Origin of the sequence: Vibrio sp. 10N.247.311.13 (genome assembly GCF_041467595.1) — a bacterium.
Lineage (GTDB): Bacteria > Pseudomonadota > Gammaproteobacteria > Enterobacterales > Vibrionaceae > Vibrio > Vibrio crassostreae_C.
In genome coordinates this window covers 36,617-57,628 of record NZ_JBFSUX010000012.1, presented here as the reverse complement: position 1 = coordinate 57,628, position 21,012 = coordinate 36,617, and the positions used below count along the sequence as shown (strand labels likewise).

Here is a 21,012-nt window from a genome sequence, read left to right as displayed (position 1 = left end):
GAGTAAAAGACGTTACTTAGCGTGCTTTTGAATCAGCTTTTCAACGATACGCGAAACAGCTACAAAACCAAACGTCGCCGTTACAACTGTTGCCGCACCAAAACCCGTCGCACAATCCATACGTTTTGGACCTTCTGCTGTCGCTTTCGCAGCACAGACACTGCCGTCAGCTTGAGGGTATTTCAGCTGTTCAGTTGAGAACACACAATCGATACCAAACTTACGTGCTGGATTCTTAGGGAAATTATGATGACGACGAAGGGTATCTTTTAGCTTCTTCGCGAGCGGATCTTGAATCGTCTTCGTCAGATCAGCCACTTTGATTTGAGTCGGATCGATTTGACCACCCGCACCACCAGTGGTGATCACCTTAATTTTGTTGCTACGACAATATGCCAACAGTGAAGCCTTAGCTTTCATGCTATCAATCGCATCTAATACAAAGTCGAACTCTTTCGACAGGTATTCAGCCTGATTGTCTGGGCCGATGAAGTCGTCAATCAGGTTAACTTTACACTCAGGGTTAATCAGCTTAACGCGCTCTGCCATCACTTCAATTTTGCTTTTACCAACGGTACCCGACATTGCGTGGATCTGACGGTTGATGTTGGTCACACACACATCATCCATATCGATCAAAGTCAGCTCACCTAAACCAGTACGAGCAAGCGCTTCAACCGCCCATGAACCGACACCACCAATACCGATCACACACACGTGTGCTGCTCTAAGTATGTCGACTTCACTATTGCCATATAGGCGACGGGTGCCACCAAATCGTTGGTCATAGTTTTCTGAAGCTGGAGTGGTCAATTCACGCATTGTTGCCGCCAATTTATTTCTGAGAAAAAGAAAAGAGTGCGTTTTATACGCACTCTTGAATAAAAAGTCTAGGGGATTAGCGATTCGCTTTCAATGCCCTATTTTATTGTAGCTTACTCAACCTTTTCAGGAGGCAAAGCCCAAGGCGCTTCAGTTGCGCTGCCATCTAAACCGAGCTTCCACACACGACCAAAATGCTTGTAATGGCCCGCTTCTGTACCCGCTCGAGGGCCCATGCCGTGGTAAAGGTCCAAATGGTTTTGCTTAACCGCGCCGCCCGTATCCAAAACCAATAGCAGTCTTAGTTGATGAGCGCCGCTCCAAGTACCATCAGCATTCAGTAGTGGAACCTCAGCAAGAATCGGTGTTCCCATAGGTAAGATAGAGCGATCGCCCGCTACCGCCGCCATCGGTAATAGAGGAATGCCCGCGCTGCCCATTACCGATAGGTCGTCTCTCGCTTCAAAGAAAACGAAAGAAGGGTTTTGCTCAAGCAGCTCTTTCACTACTTCAGGATCGTTTGCCAATACCCACTCTTTGATTGCTTTTAGCGACATTTTTTCGCGTGGAACTAAGCCTCGTTCAATCAGAACACGGCCAATGCTCACATAAGCTTTATTGTTCTTACCCGCGTAGGCGAAATACTGCAGCGTGTCATCATCACCGAAGTGTACAAATCCACTGCCCTGTACTTCCATCATAAATGGGTCGATACGGTTTGCTGAGTAACCTAACTCAAGACCCTGACCTTCTAGTGCGCCGTTGTAAATCTCTTCGCGTGTTGGACACTCTTTACCACACTCAGGAAGCCCGTAAACAGGGTAACGATATTCTTCATTCGCTTCGTGGCGCAGCTCCATCACAGGAGAAAAGTAGCCCGTGAACAAAACATTGCCTTGTTTATCACCACCACCTAGTTGAGCGGTTTGAACGCCAAAATTCGCTAGCTCGCTTGGATCTCCACTCAGCATCGCCCACTCATTGAGTTGTTGATAAAGCGGCTCATAGATTTTAGCCATCGAAGGGGATTTAGAAACCACCATCTCAGCTTGTTCTGCAAATGCGGTGTAGTCTCTTGGTTTATTGGATTCAACCTGATCGACCTTATTCAAGGTGCGAGGAAATTCGTCATCAAGGTGTTGCTGAGCAAGATCAGTGGGTTGAGCACAGCCAAATAACAAAGAGGCAGCGACAAGGGGAAGCCATTTTTTAATCACAAGAGTCATCCTAAAAATTCTATGCATCGAGGATGACAAAAACAGTCAGATAACACAATCTTAGATTGTAAGAGTTTACAAGAAGATAACCTATCGGACGGAGTTATCGATATGGCCCTTAAGGCGGAAGATGGGATTGTAGTGACTGTCAGAATCGAGCACCATTTCTGTATTGTCAGAATTGGTCATGCGGAAGCGATAGGTTTTATCACCCGCCTTGTATTCAAAGTAGTTTCCATCAAAGTCAAAGCTCGTCGAAACAACAGACCCACGAACTGACACACCATTAGCATTCAGAACAAACTCATCGGTCGCATAATGTGCAACATCTTGCTCTATCCAAGTGCCGTATATCAGATTGTCGGGCGTCGCCGCATTTTGCACTCGGGAAAGCACATCGCCGAACAAAGAAACCACCGCAAACGAACCCACTAAGGCTAGAACCATTAAACAGCGTTCAATGATCTTACGCTTCAACTTAGATTGATTGCGCTGATCAGCTTCGCTGTAGAGACCTTTGGTTATCTCATCGATTTTGTTCTTTGTTGCTGGAGCTTGTTGCATTCGGTGACTACTCATAAGGAAGCTATGCGCATTCTACACTGAGACAGTTTATATATTGAAGCCTAGATAAGAATAGTTTGCGCTTTATTCCAAAAAGGTGTTGTTTACATTTGAATTTAAATGCTAAATTATCGAATAAATAAACAAAATGGACTTGTTCTGTGAAATTAAGAAGTACAGCGCTAGTAAAAGGTTTCAGACAATCAACCCCTTACGTAAATGCTCACCGTGGCAAAACCATGGTCATTATGCTGGGAGGCGAAGCCGTTGCCGACAGGAACTTTGGTAACATTATTAGTGATATAGCCTTGCTCCACAGCCTTGGAGTAAAGATTGTTCTCGTTCACGGGGCAAGACCGCAGATCAACCAATTGCTCGCCAAGCAAGATTGCCATACGCCTTATCACAAGAATATTAGGGTCACTGATGAATATTCTTTGGGCGTCGCTATGCAGGCTGCTGGACAGCTTCAACTTGCCATCACCGCACGCCTCTCAATGAGCTTAAACAACACGCCGATGGCAGGCACTCAACTCAATGTTATGAGTGGTAACTTCATTACGGCTCAACCGCTTGGCGTGGATGACGGTACGGATTATTGCCACAGCGGGCGTATTCGTCGAATCGATATCGAAGGGATCAATCGCACGCTTGACCAAGGTTCAATTGTACTGCTTGGCCCTATTGCCAGCTCCGTGACAGGCGAAAGCTTTAACCTACTTTCTGAAGAGGTCGCTACCCAAGTTGCTATTCGTCTAAAGGCCGACAAGCTGATTGGCTTCTGCTCCGAACAAGGGGTAACAGATGAACGCGGTAACGTGCTCGCCGAACTCTTCCCTAAAGATGCCAAGCAAATTCTAGAACGATTAACGGAATCTCAAAATCCTGCCGAAGACATGAGCACAGGAACACTGCGCTTCTTGAAAGGAGCGATCTCCGCTTGTCGAGCTGGTGTGCCTCGTTGTCATCTAATCAGCTACAAGGTAGATGGCGCATTAATCCAAGAGTTGTTCTCTTTTGACGGTATTGGAACCCAAGTGGTCATGGCTAGTGCCGAGCAAGTAAGACAAGCTCAGATTGACGATATTGGTGGCATATTTGACCTTATTCGTCCTTTGGAAGAACAAGGCATTCTCGTTCGTCGCTCAAGAGAACAATTGGAACAAGAGATTCACCGCTTTACGATTATCGAAAAAGACGGACTGATTATTGGTTGCGCTGCACTATATGCGTATCCGGAAGATCACATGGCAGAGATGGCGTGTGTGGCGATTCACCCTGACTATCGCGATGGAAACCGTGGGCAATTGTTGCTGGATTACATGCGTCACCAATCAAAATCTCGTGATATCGACCAGATTTTTGTCCTTACTACGCACAGCCTTCACTGGTTCCGTGAACAGGGTTTTTACGAGATAGCGGTTGATGAATTACCGATGGAAAAACAAGGGTTATACAACTATCAGAGAAACTCAAAGATCTTGGCGCTCAACGTATAAATAAAGTTTTGGAGCACAATCTCACTTCGACAGAAAAATAATTGCAAATGTAATCGTTTTCTATATGAGATTTATTAACTATGCACTTTCACTCACACGTATAATTGTATAGAATTTAGACGCTTTAATAATCTTAACAAATGTTTTTATTGGAATTGCCATCTCGATAGTCATGTCGAACTCATTGAGGTGGTCACTGCACGGATTGCTATACCCGTTGACGGCCAGCACGCTAACATTAGCTCTGCTCGTTAATATAAACAGCAAAAAGAGCAATATTGATATGAGAACCATTGTTTGTAACTCGCTGCAAAGTTTTTGGGATATGGCTGATAACCAATTCTTAGAAGGGCTAGACGTACACTGCGTGTTCCCTGTTAGCGAGAATCTAAAAGAGTTTATTTTGAATTGCCAAGCAAAGTACAAGATAAACCACATATCGTTTACTCGAGCGTTTTTAGGCTCTGATTCCTAATAACGCTCAAAGCAACCAAGGATGGTTGCTTTGTGTTTATCTAGCCCTAAGTTCAAAACCTTCTCTAGCCGTCCATAACGACTAATTCGTTAAGCGACTGCCTAAACCACTCACTCGCTCTGTTTTCACCTTAATCCCACGCTTCAACACATTTGTATCGCTGAACATCATCAGTCGTTTCTTCGCACGTGTAATACCTGTATAGATAAGCTCCCGCGTTAAAATAGGGCTGAAATCTGGCGGCAAGATCATTAAGGTCAGATCAAATTCACTACCCTGAGATTTGTGTATTGTCATTGCATAAGCCGTTTCATGATCGGGCACTCGGCTTGGTAGCACAGCTTTTACGCTGCCATCGGGCAACTCAAAATAGACCTTCAAACGAGGGGTTAAGTCAGGTTGACTAGAACCCGCCTCAAGCATACAGATACCAATATCACCATTGTACAAACCCAAGCCATGATCATTTCGCGTCACCATAACAGGACGTCCGTGATACCACAGCTCATCATTATGAGGGCTCACCAAACGCCTTGCGGCCAGTGCTCTTTCAATTCTGTGGTTGAGGCCTTTAACACCAAAATCCCCTTCACGAATGGAACACAACAGTCGGCATTGGCTGAACAAATCGAGTACCGATTTCGCTCTCGCTTCTTGAGTTTCTAACTCTTCCAACGGCACATTCATTCTATTGAGGTACGCACCATACTCGTTAACCAAAGTACGCAGCATCAGGTTATAGCTGTCACTCGACAGAGGGTGGTTTTCGATATCGCCAAAACCTTTGGCAAACACTTGGTCTACTTGATTCGCAGAACCATTATTGATTGCTTTTGCCAGCTGACCGATACCGGAGCGCGCATCGAAACGATAACTCTTCTGCAGCATACACAAGCTATCCGCAATCGCAGGCGGATTCACCGCTCCAGCTTTGTCTTGTCTTGGTTTAGCTATCGCATCAAAACCTGTCATCTCTGCAATCAAATTGCCTTGCGCTGTGCTGTACCCTGCAGAGTTGAATGAACAGATATCACCGAGCACAGCACCTGCCTCTACTGAAGCGAGTTGGTCTTTATCACCCAATAAGATGAGCCTTGCGTGCTCAGGAAGTGCATCCACCAGCTTATACATCATCGACAGATCAACCATTGAAGCTTCATCCACTACCAAGATATCAAGGTGGAGTGGATTGCGTCGGTTATGTCTAAACTCAGCACGGTTAGGAATCGCGCCGAGTAATCGATGTAACGTGCTCGATTCAGTTGGTATGTTGGCCTTCACTTCAGGCGCTAATGGCAGCTGCTCAATCGCTTTACCAATCGACTCGGTTAAACGCGCCGCCGCTTTACCTGTCGGTGCCACCAGCTTAATCGTTGGCGTTTTACCTTGGCTGAGCGATAGCTCGATCATCGCCGACAGTAATTTGGTTACTGTGGTCGTTTTACCGGTACCCGGCCCACCGGAAATCACCGCAAAGCGACGACTCAGCGCCACCGCGGCTGCCACTTTTTGCCAGTTCAAACATGCCGATAACGGCACCAAGTCGTCCAACACATCTAAGTCCGTTACCTGCTTAGCTTGTACAATCGCTTGGTCGATTGATCCCCAATCTAAAGCCTGCTCATTCACAATATCAAGATGGTCACACACCAATTGTTGGCGTAATACCTGAGACGTTTGTTGGCTTGCTTCAGCCTTGGCTAAGGCGTTAAACAGAAAATGATAGCTACGTGCAAAAAGCAGATTGAGCGTTTCAGTCAGCGCTTTTTTCTGCTCAGTATTGAACTCTACCGGCTTACTTAAACGGTTTAAGGTCTCAGCCAACACAACTTCGTAGTTCCAATAACGCTGTAAATAGACACGCTGCCCATCGAACATTAGAGGCTTAACACAATCGTTGGTCGTTCCCACTAAGTTTGATGATTGAAGCACAGCCACCCAATCAATACCCAACAGTTTTTGGTTCAATTGCAGTGCAGTTTCACCGTATAACCCAAGTAACTGAGCAAGATCTGCCGCTAGTTCAGGGCCTGTCGTATGCTGCAGTATAAGCTGAGTACAAATGTGTCCTTTGCCTAATTCATGGCTCACTACCCCCGCGAGAAAGCCGATCTCTTGAGGGTAGCTCGTGGCTTGCTGAGCAAGAAAACGGGCAAATTGATAATCCAACTGACGAATAGAACCCTTATCCGCAAGAAACTGGAGTACATCCATCAGTTGCTCAGGAATAAGTGAAACTGGCTTTGCTGTGTTCGCAGTATCTATGCCGGTATTAGTGGTCGTTGTTGTCATTATAAAAGCCCCATCTGTCCAGTTTCATCGTCATTCAATTGTGCCGAACGTCTGTCTATCACTTTACCGTCAATCAATTGATCCATTTCATCAAGTAAAACCAGTGTTGGTTTCGCCGAGAAAATACCTTGCTGAGATTGGCCGTCCATTCCTCGTAAGAACAAGTAGTACACGCCACCAAAATGTTGTTCGTAGCTGTAATTGGCAACGCGGCTGCGTAAGAAACGGTGCAACGCCAATGCATAGATTTGATATTGCAAATCATAGCGATGGTCGGCCATCGCCGATTTCAATGCCTCGCCATGGTAGACAGCAACATCATCTCCTAAGTGATTCGATTTCCAGTCGAGTACATAGTATTTACCTTGGTGCTCAAACACCAAATCGATGAAGCCTTTCAACATACCTTGCACGGTTTGGAAACCTAGATCGCCCGCTTTGGCTGACAATGGATCGTGATATTGAATGGTTTGATTCAGTTCAGATGCAGCCAATACTTCGATCGGCAGTAAGAATTCCATCTCAACTAAACGTTGCGTCGAGTCTTTCTCGCTTAGTTTTAAGCTCTTACCATCTAATGCGGTGTTCAGCACTGTATCGACCAGTTGCTGAAGCACAGGTAGCCACTCTAATTCATATTGCTCTGATTCTAATAAGTGAGTGATTACTTGCGTGTTATGTTCACTGGTTGCTGGCTCGGTAAATTCAACCTCCTCAAACAAGGTGTGTAAGAAAGTACCTGGGCGAGCACCACGAGGGAACGTAAAGATAGAGCGTTCAGGCTCAATCAACTCAGACTCATCCTGCTCATCAGCCGAATCAATATCAAAGCCAGACACCTCAATGGTCGCGTCATGACTCGCACCGTGACTGCCTTGCTTTACAAGCCCCGAGTAACTGGTGATACGCCAAGCTCGGTCAATTGAAGCCTTAAGTTCACTGGCCTGTAAGTCGTCACTCACTTGCTCTGTTTGCACAAAAATTTGTTCGTGAGCGGTAGGTGTTTCGGCTAACAGCACACTGGAATTCTTACCCTCAATAGCCGATAGAGCTTGATGCAATTCGGCAATACCCTGCTCTTGTCCGTTTTGAACCAAGTAGCCCATCGCACTCAAATGCACGCCTGTCGGTTCTTTGGTTGAACGCCCTTTACGCAGTGGCGCTATACCAATAAAACAGCCATAAACCGCACGAGTCAGCGCTACATAAACCAGGCGCAAATCTTCCGCTAGTCGTTCTTTATCGGCTTGCGCTAAGGCACTGTCGCTGCCAGTAATATCGAGTACTGTGGTGTCTGAATCATGGTCGTAGAATTTGCCTTCGCTCGCTTCTCGGTAACTCGCGACAAATGGGAGGAATACAAGGTCATATTCCAAGCCTTTCGATTTATGAATGGTAACGATTTGAACCAAGTTTCTTTCTGATTCAAGGCGTTGAATGTCGTCGTCACTGCCACCTAAACCATTTTGTGCATCTGAGATTGCTTCAGCCAGCCAACGCAACAAGCCATAGTCACTGTCGAGTTCTTGTCTTGCTTGTTGCAACAATTCGCCAATGTGCATTAAATCAGTGAGTGAGCGCTCACCATTTTCTTCTTCCAGTAAGCGTTCCGCGAGATGTCGTTTACTGATCACGCTGCGAAGCATTGGCAACACGCCGCGCTGAAGCCACAACTTACGATATTCTCTAAACTCGTTAACGACGTTTTCCCACACCACTTCATCGTTGTTGAGTTCATCCAATGATGCGGCATCCAGAGCAAACAACTCCGACGCTAAACTGGCGCGTAATGCTCGGTCATTTTCAGGTGTCAGCACCGCCTGCAACAAACGTTGAATATCTTGTGCGACCAAGCTGGTGAACACACTGTCTCGGTTGGATAAATACACGCTCGCAATGCCTTGTTCCGACAACGCGTTCTTAATCAGACGACCTTCACTACCGGTTCGAACCAAAACAGCAATATCACCCGCATTCACGGCATGTTGTTTTTTGCCGTTATCAAAATAGGCTTGTTGATTTTGAGAAGCGGTCAGAATGGTTTGAATTTGACTCGCCGTCGCCTCGGCCATGGCTTTGTGATATTCGCCTTTAGGTAGTGGCTTATCTTCTGCTTCTTGTAACCAAAAGGTCAGTGCGTGTTGAGTTTCTCCGTTCATCACCCATTGGCGGTTGTTAGCCGATGGACTGGCAGCGACGGGCAGAAATGGAATGTCTTGGTCGTAGATAAACGGGCTATCCGAATTCATAAACACTTGGTTTACCGCGCTGACCATATCAGCACTCGAACGCCAGTTAGTGCCTAACGTATAGTGAGCACTAACTTGGTTTCTTGCCTTAATGTAGGTAAAGATATCTGCACCGCGGAAACCATAGATAGCCTGCTTCGGGTCACCGATCATAAACAAGCCGCACTGCGGATTATCGAGGTAGATTCGGCTAAAAATACTGTATTGCAGCGGATCGGTATCTTGGAATTCATCGATCATCGCCACCGGGTAGAGCGTGCGAATTCTTTCCACCAGCAAGGACTGCTCATCGACATCAATCGACGCAGATAACTGAGTCAACAAATCATCAAATGATAACCACTGCTTTTGCTGTTTCGCCTTTGCTAGCATAGTTCGACAATGGGTAATCGCATGTGCCAGCAATGGAGCTTTCAAGTCGGCTGGGTGATTTAAGAAATCTTCAATCGCTTCGAAAACGGCATGCTGAGGTGCGACGCCTTTTGGTGTTTTTTCAATTAACGTTGCTTGTGAGAACTTCTCTAGTTTATCTGGAAACTGGTAATCATGAGTGTCGCTCTGCGCCCATGCTGTCACAGCTTCTAACCATGTCGGCAGAGACTTCTTGGTGTAGCTACGTTTGTTCACATCCGAAGCAGAGATCAAAGCCAAAAAGTCCGCTTCGGATTCACACCATAGCGCTTTAAGTTGCTTCACTTTATCTAGGTTTTGGTTGTGCAGAGTTTGCAGGTCGCCCGACATCGCATCTACCGTCAATTTCAGCGGAGATCCTGTCAGATAACGATTTACGTCTGCTAATAACGCAGCCGGTGAACCCCAGATATTACGAACCTCACCAGCCAATTGAATGGGCAGCGGGTAAAACTGTTTACGCCAATAGTCAGCAACTACTTGTGCTTTTAGGTGGCTTTCATCGGTCACAAATTCGTTATCAAAGCGGCTTCCAGACTCAAAAGCATTTTGAGTCAACATTCGCTGACAGAAGCCGTGAATGGTGTAGACCGCCGCTTCATCCATTTGCCTTTCGGCATTGAGCAGTGCTTTCGCAGCGCCTGCGTGGTCTTCGATCTCTTGCAACAGAGGCGCAATCACTGGGTCATCACTTTGCCCGCGAGCAAACGCAATGCGTGCATCATGGATTCGTGCACGGATACGATCTCGCAGCTCTGCGGTTGCCGCTTCGGTAAAAGTCACCACCAGAATTTGATCTACGGTAAGTGGCTCATGATGTCGGGTAGCTTCTGTAAGCTCTCCTGTTGGTGCTGCCGTGCCGTGTCCGAGCAGTAGGCGTAAGTACAAGCCAGCGATGGTAAATGTTTTACCTGTACCCGCTGATGCTTCAATTAAACGCGCGCCATGAAGTGGAAACGTCATGGTATCGAGTGTCTGTGGAGCGATTACCTGAACACTGCTTGTGGTCGTCATGCCTTACTGCCTTCTGATAAATGTGTTGTTACAAATGTGACCTAGCGTGGAAAACGTCATTCAATTTACGTCCTACGCTAATTTGTTAATAGTTAGTGCGATCTCTCTCACGGATCAATTCGGATCGCCTCGCTACTATGCGCCCACGAGTTCAGGAGCACGTACGAGTTTTGTACTTTACGGCGTTACTTTGAACCACAGAATAATGGTCCCTCTGACCTGTGGCCGTACAGCGAACGCCCTACACTAATAATGATTTACTGGCGGCCACTTTATTTCCTGTACCTTGCTTCTATTCACCTTGATTCCCTTCATCTTGAAAGCAAGCGTACCAAACGCTTACCAGCGACTCTCTTTTGTCTTTCATTAATTCAGCGCACTCGCTATTGATCTTGTCGATCACAGCCACCTACTCCTGATCTTCCAGATCGGCAGTAGCCAACCTTGCCGCCTGTAGCACAAGCGTTGAATACATACGCGACTCAGTAGCCAATTCATCGTCCCATTTAGACCAGATTCGTGAGATGTAGGTATCTCTACCCTCGCCCGTGAAGGCGAAGCTGTCATTAAAGGTATCGGCCATTTTCTTGAGTGACTTTTCTTCATCATCGACCCACTTACCACGGCTAAAGCCCGCTTCAACACCAGCTAATGCCGTTTTCGGGAAGTATGGCAATGGTGCAGTCATACCTTGATAAAACAGTCGTACTAACTCAGCTAATATACTCTTCGCTTGCTGCGCATCGCCGATAGGTTGTAGCGTTTGGTGAACCACGCCCTCTTTTCTGTCATAGCCAATAATATGGGTCGTTTTTCCGTGTCCCATAACAGCGCAGGATAGATGATCAATCCACGCAGCCAAGTAATCTTGAGAGCGTATTTTGCCGCTACGGAAACGCACTAGACCTGATTGATAGTTTTGAGTTAACCACCCCATCAAGCGAACAGGCTTGCCTTCGCCTAACACGTCAAACTCGATATTCACTTCGAGATCTTGCTGCGGTGATCCGCTCACAAATCTAATCTCTTTGTCTAAGTCTTCCGCTTGAACACGATTGGTTTCAAATTCGATGTCACCAAAGGCGCCGACCGGTAATCGACCTTGGGCTTTTTGCTCAGAGACAAACAGTCGCACCGCTTCGTCTGCACCTTCTGGGTGGTCCAGCAACACTTGCAGCAGCGCATCTTTAAGCTGGAAGCTCTCTAGTCCATTGAGTACGAATGGCTCATCGTCTTCCATTACAGGAAGTGGCGGTTCAAACACCACTTTGAGACGGCGATTAAAGAAGTACTGCACTGGCAAACGCCAAAAACGCTGTAACTCAACCAGGTCCAATTCCAACGGGTACGTTGCCCCCAACAAATAGTCATCCAATGCACGATTGAATTCACCACTGCGTTCACCAGAACGGTTAGCCGCAGGAAGCCATTCTTTGGCGTAACTCAGCACATGGCTTGCATCACCTTGGGTAAAGGCTGCAGGGCTAAATGGTGTCATGGTGTGCTCAAAGCTGATCGCTTGAGTCAACTTGATGCCTGAATCATCACTTGGTAGTGCTTGGTCTTCACTAAGGCAGTAGTTTTGCTGACAATACTCAATCAATTCAGATACCAACACCGACGGCACTCGCTCGGTATTATCTTGAATCGAACGCCCAACATAACTGATGTATAAACACTCTTGCGCCGACAACATCGCTTCTAAGAATAGGTAACGGTCATCATCACGACGAGAACGATCTCCCGGACGAGTGCGTCCGTTCATCAAATCAAAACCTTCCGGCGGCATTGAGCGTGGGTAAACACCGTCATTCATGCCTAATAGACAAACAGTTTTGAACGGGATAGAACGCATCGGCATCAGGGTACAAAAGTTCACTTGCCCCGCTAAGAAACGCTGACTGATACGCGCGCCCGACAGTTTATTGTTTAAGTACTGATAAATGATGCTTGGCGATAGCTCTTGTTCGTACAAGGCATCATCAAGCTGTTCATTCAGTTGAGAAAGTGCATCACGAATCGACTTAATCACCACCTCGCCTTCTAGCTCAACGGCGAAGAAATCATCAATCATTTGCAGCAAGGTTTCACGCCACATATCGATGGATTGCGTCTCAGCAAGGCGTTGACGGTAATGGGCAATACGGTCAATAAAGTGCGCTAACTTACCCGCAAGTTCGGCGTTAATACCCTGAACTTCGTTATAAGCCGCAATCGGAGAATGTTCAGTTTCAAACAAGCCCGCAGAGTCTGACATCGCATAGCCCAGTAACATACGCTGAATACCAAATAGCCAGGTATTTTGCTCAGTCGCAGGTAGATCAAATTCTGTTGCAGTTGAAGCATCAACCCCCCAACGAATGCCCGCCTCTTCAACCCATTGCTTGGCTTGCTCGAATTGAAACTCGTCAATACCAAAGCGTGCCATCATCGCAGGAATTTCTAACAGCTCTAGCAACTCAGAGGCTAAACAGCGCGTGTTCGGTAGCGCGACCAATTGCATGAAAGCGGTCAGAATTGGGCTTTCTTGGTCTGCAGTTCTATCAGAGATCGAGTAAGGGATATAACGCTCACCCGGAGCATTACCAAATACCGCCTGAATAGCAGGGCTGTAAGCATTGATGTCTGCCACCATCACAATGATATCGCGTGGTTTTAAGCTTGGATCAGCATCAAACATCGCTAACAACTGGTCATGGAGAACCTCCACCTCGCGCATTGGGCTGTGACAAGCGTGTACCGTCAACGAACGATCGCCCAGCTCAACCACTTGTTTGTGGTTGCTGGAGTCTAAGATGTGATCGTCTTGGTGCTCTTCTAACTCAAGAATATCGGCTTGCAGTTGATGCAGCAGGCTGTCTCTCTCGACATCAATAAAGAACTCATGCTCTTCGCTGTCTGATTGAGACAGCAAGAACAGGTTATCTCTGCCCAGTTTACCCATAGACGCCAGTAAGCTATTACCGACCGCTTGGCTGGTATGCAGTTCGTCTTCAATATTGGCTTCAATGCCATCTTTTAATGGTGAGACTTCGCCTTCTAGCTGAGGTAAACCATCAACCAAAGCAAACTGCTTACGACGCTGCGCTTCCACTCTCGCCAAGTATTTACGGTCACGAATATCGCCCCAGTAATGTTGGCAAGGGTTGGTAAACATCAGGTGGACATCAATCTGCTCGCCAAGCGCTTTCAATGCGTCCATATAACGAGGAGGCAGTGACGAAATACCAAACACAAACAGACGTTTCGGCAGGTGTTGTAACTGGCCTTGTTGATTAGCTAACGCTTCAATGAAGTCGTGATACAAGTTACCACGGTGATATTTCGATTGGCCTTGAGAGAGCGTTTGCTCGTAGAGTGCCTTCCACAAAATTGGCTGCCAAGGGTGCTCTTGCTGCCCTTCATCATCGACCAATTCAGCAACGGGCTCTCCCGCTTCCCACATCGCCATCCACTCCGGTCGATACACTAAGTATCCATCGAAGATATCGGCAATTTTCTCTGCCAATTGATACAGCTTCGAATCATCTTCGTCGTTTTCAAGATAGCGTTGCAGCGGTAAGAAATCAGGGTGGTCAAGCTTAGCGGGTAGCAAACTCATCAACTTCCACGTCATCGCTTCTTTATTAAAAGCACTGCGTTTCGGTACGTCAGGAAGCACTTGGGTGAACATATCCCAAATGAAAGTTGCTGGAAGAGGAAAATCGATATTTGCTGCTACACCAAACTCTTTGGCGAGTTCCATCTTAAGCCATTGAGACATGCCTGGGCTCTGAACCAAGATCTGCTCTTTTTCGAAAGGATTGGCTAAAGGGTCACTTTTAATTAAGTGAACGAGGAGGATTTTTAAAGTATCAACTTTATTGGAATGGTAAACAGTAAACAAAGTGCACTCACGCTAATCTTGCCACAATATAAAGCCAGATTAGCATAAGTGCTGAGTTTGGATTAGGAATATAAGCTTATGAAATACTGAAAACTTAAGCTCCGTTTATCTTTTGAACTATTGCTTCTTACAATCTACTGCCTACCGCGCTTAGAACACGGTGAGGTTTGTAATTCATGTAATAACGAACCGCCACATAACCCACTACAAACGTTGCCACAATCAATTCTAGATACGCTAGGCCAAACACTTGATTGATGTAATGCGCTTCAATACCTTGTGCTTGCATCCACGCAGCCAGTTTGAACAAGGCTGTTGCACCAATCACGATTGGGAAGGTAAACGCTGCATAACCAGGGCTAAATGGAAGACGAAGTAGTTTGAAAAACGCCATATAGATAATGAACGTCATCAACACTGCAATACCAAATAGTAAACCAATGATCACAGGTGAAGGGTTAGCAGTAACGGTTAAGTAACCCGCCAAAGATAGGCTTGCCGGTGCTGCCATAATCGCAATCGTTGGTTTTGCAGCATCTGGCACTTCGTGAGAGAAGATCAAACGGTAAACCATGATTGGTAGCATTACTGCGTAAACCAATAAGCCGAATACCAAAGTCGCGTTAGCTACTGGCTCTAAAACTGGATTACCTGAGAAAGAGACGTCAGCGACGATAATACCGATCGGTGGCACAAACCAGCTTGGCACCATGTGGTGAATCTCAAAGTTTTTAGCTCTGTGGTACAAAAAGCTCGTTAGAAACACAACATGCAAAGCCACAGAAGCCAACCACATAGCTTCTTGTAAGAATTGAGAGATTGGCGCCAAAGACGCTGACACCACCATGCACCCCATTGCAAATGTTGGTACCACACTGCCGACAACAGGGTGAGCAAGATCTTCACGCAATAGGTGACCATGAATCAAAAATTTCACAGCTAAAACAAGAAGTAATACCGCCGCAATGCCAGCACTGATCCACTGCACCAAACCCGGTGTGTGTAAGATACCTTGTGCGACTAGAACACCATCCCAACACCAGCCTAAGCTTGCAATTGCGAGTGCTAACCCTGCCATGGGTGTTGGAGCTCCTGTTAATCTATATTTAATACGTTGAATCATGTCAGCCTCTCTTAAACCTAATTCACTAAACTTGTGAACTCATCAGCTTGTTGAAGCCATAATACGCTTGCGCTTCGTTAAACAATATCCAATTATATATAACAAGTGTTCATCAATACTGAACAGAATCCATTTTCACCAGCAGAGTAAAACTAGGAATCTGATGGCTAATATTTCAATAAAACAGCTCAAAGTGTTCGTCACTATTACTCAGCACTCGACATTGACTGCTGCCTCTGAGGCTCTGTTTCTGTCTAAAGCTGCGGTCAGCATGGCACTAGGCGAAATGGAGAAACAACTCGGCCACTCTCTATTTGACCGGGTCAACAACCGATTAATTCTCAACCAAGAGGGACATAAGTTACTTCCTTTGGCTGATGAAATACTTCACCGAGCTGCGGGTATTGATGTTTTGTTCCGTGACGACCAGCCTTTAAGTGGCAATTTAAAGGTCGGCGCGAGTGACACGATTGGTAATCAGGTCGCACCGTTTATTTTGTCAGGTTTTCGTGAACGAACTCAGCACCAGGATCAAAGCTTGTTCATTTCAAACAGTGCACTGATCTGTCAAAAGTTGGTGGATTATGAACTTGATATCGCGCTAATTGAAGGAAAAACATTACACCCTGAACTCATTTCGAGTCAGTTTAGCAGCGATGAAATGTGTATTATTGTTAGTAATCAACATCCTCTCGTTTCAAAAGAAAAAGTAACTTTAAGCGATTTAGAAGGCAGCCATTGGATTCTACGTGAATCAGGCTCAGGGACTCGCGAGTTTTTCCTTCGTGCCGTCGCACCACGTATCGAACACTGGTATGAATCTTTTGAGCTCAACACCACAGAAGCAATCATCAACTCTGTTTCTGCCAATCTTGGATTCGCGTGTTTATCACGATTGGCGGCGCAACGAGCGATTGATTCAGGCCGGGTGAAAGCGCTCGATGTGCCACTGGACATGAAACGACGTTTCTGGATGCTGGTACATAAAGACAAATACCAGAGCCCGCTGCTGAAATCTTTCATGAGTTATTGTGAAGACTGGGCTACACATCAAGATTGAGGCCGCATAGTTGGGGCTCCAACTGGACTTTTAACATCAGAAACTGTATAAAAAGCCAGTAAAATTTATCAAACTTAGAGGATTAACCATGGCTGTTATCGTCAAGTACGTGGTGGAACGCAACGGAGAAGAGAAAATGACTTTTACCTCTAAAGCCGAAGCTGACGCATACGACAAAATGCTGGATATGGCTGATGAGCTTTTTGAACTGTTAGGCAAAAGCGATTTAGTTGAAGATGAAGGCAAGCAAGAAGAACTTGCAATGTACCTAGCGAAGAACAAAGAAGAAGTTCTTTACGCATTAGGTGCTAAGCGTAAACCAGCTCCGAAAAAAGCTAAGAAGCTTGAAGCTGTTGAAGACGCAGAAGAAGATGCAGCATAACTAGCTGATCGCTTTCTAAAAAACGTCAATGACGCCTCGAATTAGAGTTCGTTATTGGCGTTTTTTTATACTTATCGAAATATAATGAAGCTTGTTTATAGTCGAAATCGCTCTAAACATTCGCTTGCATGAAAGTGTGAGGAAGATCTAATCTATAGCCATCAGGTGATGGGGTTCCACCTAAGCTTTTGCTTCAACCGCCCGTTCTTTCGAACAGTGCTAATGACTCCTACAGAATCGAAAACAGGTAATACTGTTGGATGTATCGCTATTCCTCCATTTTGAAATGGACTTAGTCTCTTAAGACCGAGCTTCATGACACCTTTGGATTATCGATACTCAAGATCTGTAGTGAATTAGCCGCACCTCTTCCAACACGTCCTGTTTTCTCAACACCCTAGGTCTTCAATGACTCTAACTGTGAGAAAACATTATGCACTATTCTTCAGAAATTCAATCAATGTGCCCTATTCAAAGGGGTGATCTGCACACTTCAGCGCCAATTCCAGTTGAAGGCGCTATGGTTAGTCCAAAAGACGTTATCGCTATTTCTGGCTTAAGCCATGGCGTCGGCACTTGTGCACCACAACAAGGTGCAGCAAAACTAACGCTGAACGTAAAAAACGGCATCATCGAAGAAGCACTAATCGAAACGATTGGCTGTTCAGGCATGACTCAATCAGCCGCGATGGCTGCGGAAATCCTCACCGGAAAAACCATTCTAGAAGCGCTGAATACTGACTTGGTATGTGACGCGATTAACGTCGCGATGCGCGAAATCTTCCTGCAGTTTGTTTACGGTCGAACTCAGTCGGCTTTCTCTGAAGGTGGCCTAGAGATCGGCGCAGCACTAGAAGACTTAGGTCAAACACAGCGCAGCCAAGTGGGTACCAGTTACTCAACCGCTGCAAAAGGCGTACGTTACCTAGAGCTTGCAGAAGGTTACGTAACCAAACTTGCACTTGATGATCACAGCGAAGTGATTGGCTACGAATATCTCAACCTCGGAAAAATGATGAAGGCGATTAACCAAGGCGTGCCAGCGAATGAAGCGGCCGACCTTGCGACAGGGACCTATGGCCGCTTCGATGAAGCCGTTGCCACCATTAACCCACGCCAACAGTAATTTTGCCAATTTAGAGGAAAGATATGATGAACACTCAATTTAATGAATCAGTAACTCGCGTATTGGCAGAAATGAACTTCGACTCTTTAGAGCAAGCTGACCAATACTGTAAAGCCCACAACGTTGATCCAAAAGCGCTAGTGATGGATACCCAACCTATCGCTTTTGAAAGCGCTGCCGATGCCTATATCCTTGGCTCAGCACTGGCGCTATTTCGTAAAGCCACCAGCGCAGAACAAGCCGCTAATATTATTGGTGAAGGCCTCCAAGCATTCACCAAACCCGGCAGTGTTGCTGAACAACGCCAAGTCGGGATCGGCCATGGCGCGCTAGCCGCTCGTCTTCTCAATGAAGAGAGCCACTGCTTCGCCTTCCTTGCGGGTCACGAGTCTTTTGCTGCAGCAGAAGGTGCGATTAAAATTGCGCTAAACGTCAACAAATCACGCAAAAACCCATTGAAAGTGATCTTAAATGGCCTAGGTAAAGATGCGGCTTATCTTATCTCGCGCATCAACGGCTTCACTTACGTACGCACTCAATACGATTACCAAACAGGTGAACTTGTTGAAACTGAACGTCGCCGTTTCTCACAAGGCCCTCGCGGCGACATCTTGTGTTACGGCGCTGATGATGTACGTGAAGGTGTGGCTATCATGCACAGAGAAGAAGTGGATGTCAGTATTACGGGTAACTCAACCAACCCTACTCGCTTCCAACACCCAGTAGGGGGTATCTACAAAGCAGAACGTACTCGCCAAGGTTTGCCATACTTCTCAGTAGCTTCAGGCGGCGGTACAGGTCGAACATTGCACCCAGATAACGTGGCAGCAGGCCCTGCGTCTTACGGCATGACAGATACCATGGGCAGAATGCACGCTGACGCTCAGTTCGCTGGTAGCTCTTCTGTTCCGGCTCACGTGGCGATGATGGGCTTCATCGGCATGGGCAACAACCCAATGGTCGGAGCGACGGTTGCATTGGCTGTGGCAGTGAGTGAATCTCAACACGCATAACGACAAAGTGAGTCCCACAATCTGCCTGTTATGTAGAGTCTGTTAGTTGAGAATCAAGCAATAACGGACGACTAAAACTATACACCTATCACTAAAACCAAACAGCCAGCCTTATGCTGGCTGTTTTTTATTCACACTTGCTCTACTATCTATTTCTAATAATTATTTGTATCTAAGATTAAATACATTCTGCTGTCGTATTTGGCGAGCGCTTCGTTAAAGCCGTTGGACCAAGCGCACTGAACGTGATTACTCGAATGATGGGGTTGATACTCGCGGTAATCGGTATGCAGATGTTGATTGAAGGGATTGAGCAAGCTTATAAGGCACTGTTTATCTAAAGAGGGGATTCACAGGAGAATGTTGATTAACGCACCAATCAATTTGTGTTGATCTGCAGTGTTTTCTCATTGCAGAAAACTATCTCTCAAAAGACAAGCAATATCATTTTACAGACTTTATCCCGATACGCCCTTTCATAACGAGGGCGCTCTCTTTATGATGAACGCAATTAAATTAACTTTGCTAACGGCAGCGCTTGTTATTCGAGCCGTTGTTTTGGAATAGCAAAATCAAGACTCAACACATGGAGATTCAACATGGCTTATTTTTCACTAGCCTTCGGTACGGCAACCAAAAATCGCGACAATAAAATCATTGAAGCGTTCTTCCCTAACCCGCTTCTAAACCCAAGCGACGCTCTTGTAGCAGCTGTAGCTGAAGTGTCAGGTTACGCTGAAGGCAACCAAGCTATCGAAATCTCTGCTGCACAAAGCGCAGAACTGGCGAAAGCATTCGCAGCAAACGATGATGCAGCTAACGCATCTTTCGCAGAAAAAGCGGCAGCGTCTGAACAGCCACTTGTTCTTGTTGTTCTTGCTACTGACGAGAAGCCAGCATCAGTTGCTGAAGGCTTCCTAAAGCTACAACTTATCTCTAACCGCCTAGTACAACCACACGGTACGGTACTGGACGGCATCTTCGGTCTACTGCACAACATCGCATGGACAAACGAAGGCCCTATCGACCTACCTGAGCTGGCTGAGCGTCAAATCGAAGCTCGCCTTGCAGGTCGTGCTCTGTCTGTAGATTGCGTAGACAAGTTCCCTAAAATGGTGGACTACGTAGTACCAACAGGTATTCGTATTGCTGACACTTCTCGTGTTCGTCTTGGCGCACACGTAGGCGAAGGCACAACAGTAATGCACGAAGGTTTCATCAACTTCAATGCTGGTACAACTGGCGTGAGCATGGTTGAAGGTCGTATCTCTGCGGGTGTTGTTGTAGGTAACGGTTCAGACATCGGCGGCGGCGCTTCTATCATGGGTACTCTGTCTGGTGGCGGTACGATGGTTATCTCTATCGGCGAAAACTGCCTACTAGGCGCAAACGCGGGTCTTGGCTTCCCTATGGGTGACCGTTGTACAGTTGAGTCTGGTCTTTACGTGACTGCGGGTACTAAGGTTCGCATGCTAGATAAAGAAGGCAATGAAGTAGAAATCATTAAAGCTCGCGATCTTGCTGGCGTGTCTGATCTTCTGTTCCGTCGCAACTCAATCACAGGCCAAATCGAGTGCCTAGCGAACAAGTCTGCGGTTGAGCTAAACAGCGAGCTGCACAGCAACAACTAATCTAAGCACTAGATGCTAGATGCTAGATGCTAGAAAATAATAAGCCGCTGGGGTTCAATCCAGCGGCTTTTTTGTATGTTCTGGGAATCATTATTTGCCCCATTGTGTGTTTCGACCGATTGAACAAACTCTTCACTAAAGCATCATTTGACTTACTTTTTTTCATGCCTAGAACTCTAACTATCTAACCAAATTTGCTAATCCACTACACTATCAGTTAAAGAGATTATTTAGCCTAACGTGATAGT

General features: G+C 46.2%; 14 protein-coding genes, 1 pseudogene and 1 riboswitch. Of the genes and pseudogenes, 8 read left to right on the top strand and 7 right to left on the bottom strand.

Annotated elements, in window-relative coordinates; all coding sequences use genetic code 11:
* Nucleotides 1-12: 12 nt before the first annotated feature.
* The 3 genes from tcdA to AB6E52_RS07605 all read right to left on the bottom strand — a co-directional run bounded on the left by tcdA (nt 13) and on the right by AB6E52_RS07605 (nt 2,603).
* On the bottom strand, nt 13-822 hold the full coding sequence (gene tcdA / locus AB6E52_RS07615) for a tRNA cyclic N6-threonylcarbamoyladenosine(37) synthase TcdA (RefSeq protein WP_017059899.1): 810 nt from the start codon (nt 820-822) through the stop codon (nt 13-15).
* Nucleotides 823-935: 113 nt separating this feature from the next.
* On the bottom strand, nt 936-2,048 hold the full coding sequence (mltA, locus tag AB6E52_RS07610) for a murein transglycosylase A (RefSeq protein WP_017059898.1): 1,113 nt from the start codon (nt 2,046-2,048) through the stop codon (nt 936-938).
* An 81-nt stretch (nt 2,049-2,129) separates the two neighbouring features.
* Nucleotides 2,130-2,603, bottom strand: a complete 474-nt coding sequence (locus tag AB6E52_RS07605; protein ID WP_017064193.1) for a DUF2850 domain-containing protein — start codon at nt 2,601-2,603, stop codon at nt 2,130-2,132.
* 161 nt (nt 2,604-2,764) lie between these two features.
* On the opposite strand from AB6E52_RS07605, the gene argA reads away from it, so the two are divergent.
* Complete coding sequence (gene argA, locus AB6E52_RS07600) at nt 2,765-4,102, top strand: amino-acid N-acetyltransferase (RefSeq protein WP_017065782.1); 1,338 nt, start codon at nt 2,765-2,767, stop codon at nt 4,100-4,102.
* Between the two features lie 283 nt (nt 4,103-4,385).
* Entirely contained in the window at nt 4,386-4,577 is a 192-nt protein-coding gene (locus tag AB6E52_RS07595; protein ID WP_046224581.1) for a hypothetical protein, read from the top strand.
* Between the two features lie 81 nt (nt 4,578-4,658).
* Here AB6E52_RS07595 and recD read toward each other — a convergent pair whose 3' ends face one another.
* The 4 genes from recD to AB6E52_RS07575 all read right to left on the bottom strand — a co-directional run bounded on the left by recD (nt 4,659) and on the right by AB6E52_RS07575 (nt 15,507).
* Nucleotides 4,659-6,869: an exodeoxyribonuclease V subunit alpha gene (recD, locus tag AB6E52_RS07590; protein ID WP_102320248.1), complete on the bottom strand. Its 2,211-nt coding sequence runs from the start codon at nt 6,867-6,869 to the stop codon at nt 4,659-4,661.
* Nucleotides 6,869-10,543 (bottom strand): exodeoxyribonuclease V subunit beta, encoded by a 3,675-nt coding sequence (gene recB / locus AB6E52_RS07585; RefSeq protein WP_102320247.1) that lies wholly within the window; start codon nt 10,541-10,543, stop codon nt 6,869-6,871. Before recB ends, recD begins: the two co-directional genes overlap by 1 nt.
* Nucleotides 10,544-10,952: 409 nt before the next feature.
* Nucleotides 10,953-14,429, bottom strand: coding sequence for an exodeoxyribonuclease V subunit gamma (recC, locus tag AB6E52_RS07580; protein ID WP_102320246.1), 3,477 nt, complete (start codon nt 14,427-14,429; stop codon nt 10,953-10,955).
* 127 nt (nt 14,430-14,556) lie between these two features.
* Nucleotides 14,557-15,507, bottom strand: a complete 951-nt coding sequence (locus AB6E52_RS07575) for a TDT family transporter (protein ID WP_017071043.1) — start codon at nt 15,505-15,507, stop codon at nt 14,557-14,559.
* 208 nt (nt 15,508-15,715) lie between these two features.
* On the opposite strand from AB6E52_RS07575, the gene AB6E52_RS07570 reads away from it, so the two are divergent.
* The 6 genes and pseudogenes from AB6E52_RS07570 (at nt 15,716) to dapD (ending at nt 20,764) form a co-directional block, all read left to right on the top strand.
* A complete protein-coding gene (locus AB6E52_RS07570) occupies nt 15,716-16,612 on the top strand; it encodes a LysR family transcriptional regulator (RefSeq protein WP_048657887.1) in 897 nt (298 codons plus the stop codon).
* A gap of 88 nt (nt 16,613-16,700) precedes the next feature.
* On the top strand, nt 16,701-16,994 hold the full coding sequence (locus tag AB6E52_RS07565; RefSeq protein ID WP_008223840.1) for a YebG family protein: 294 nt from the start codon (nt 16,701-16,703) through the stop codon (nt 16,992-16,994).
* A gap of 155 nt (nt 16,995-17,149) precedes the next feature.
* Nucleotides 17,150-17,233: riboswitch (Fluoride riboswitch) on the top strand.
* A 194-nt stretch (nt 17,234-17,427) separates the two neighbouring features.
* The gene (locus AB6E52_RS07560) at nt 17,428-18,120 is read left to right on the top strand and encodes an iron-sulfur cluster assembly scaffold protein (protein WP_102320245.1); all 693 of its coding nucleotides are present in this window, start codon (nt 17,428-17,430) and stop codon (nt 18,118-18,120) included.
* A 23-nt stretch (nt 18,121-18,143) separates the two neighbouring features.
* Complete coding sequence (locus AB6E52_RS07555; RefSeq protein ID WP_102320244.1) at nt 18,144-19,133, top strand: GGGtGRT protein; 990 nt, start codon at nt 18,144-18,146, stop codon at nt 19,131-19,133.
* 197 nt (nt 19,134-19,330) lie between these two features.
* Nucleotides 19,331-19,474, top strand: a pseudogene (locus AB6E52_RS07550) (MarC family protein); the annotation flags it as partial.
* A 258-nt stretch (nt 19,475-19,732) separates the two neighbouring features.
* On the top strand, nt 19,733-20,764 hold the full coding sequence (dapD, locus tag AB6E52_RS07545; protein ID WP_017059885.1) for a 2,3,4,5-tetrahydropyridine-2,6-dicarboxylate N-succinyltransferase: 1,032 nt from the start codon (nt 19,733-19,735) through the stop codon (nt 20,762-20,764).
* Nucleotides 20,765-21,012 lie beyond the last annotated feature (248 nt).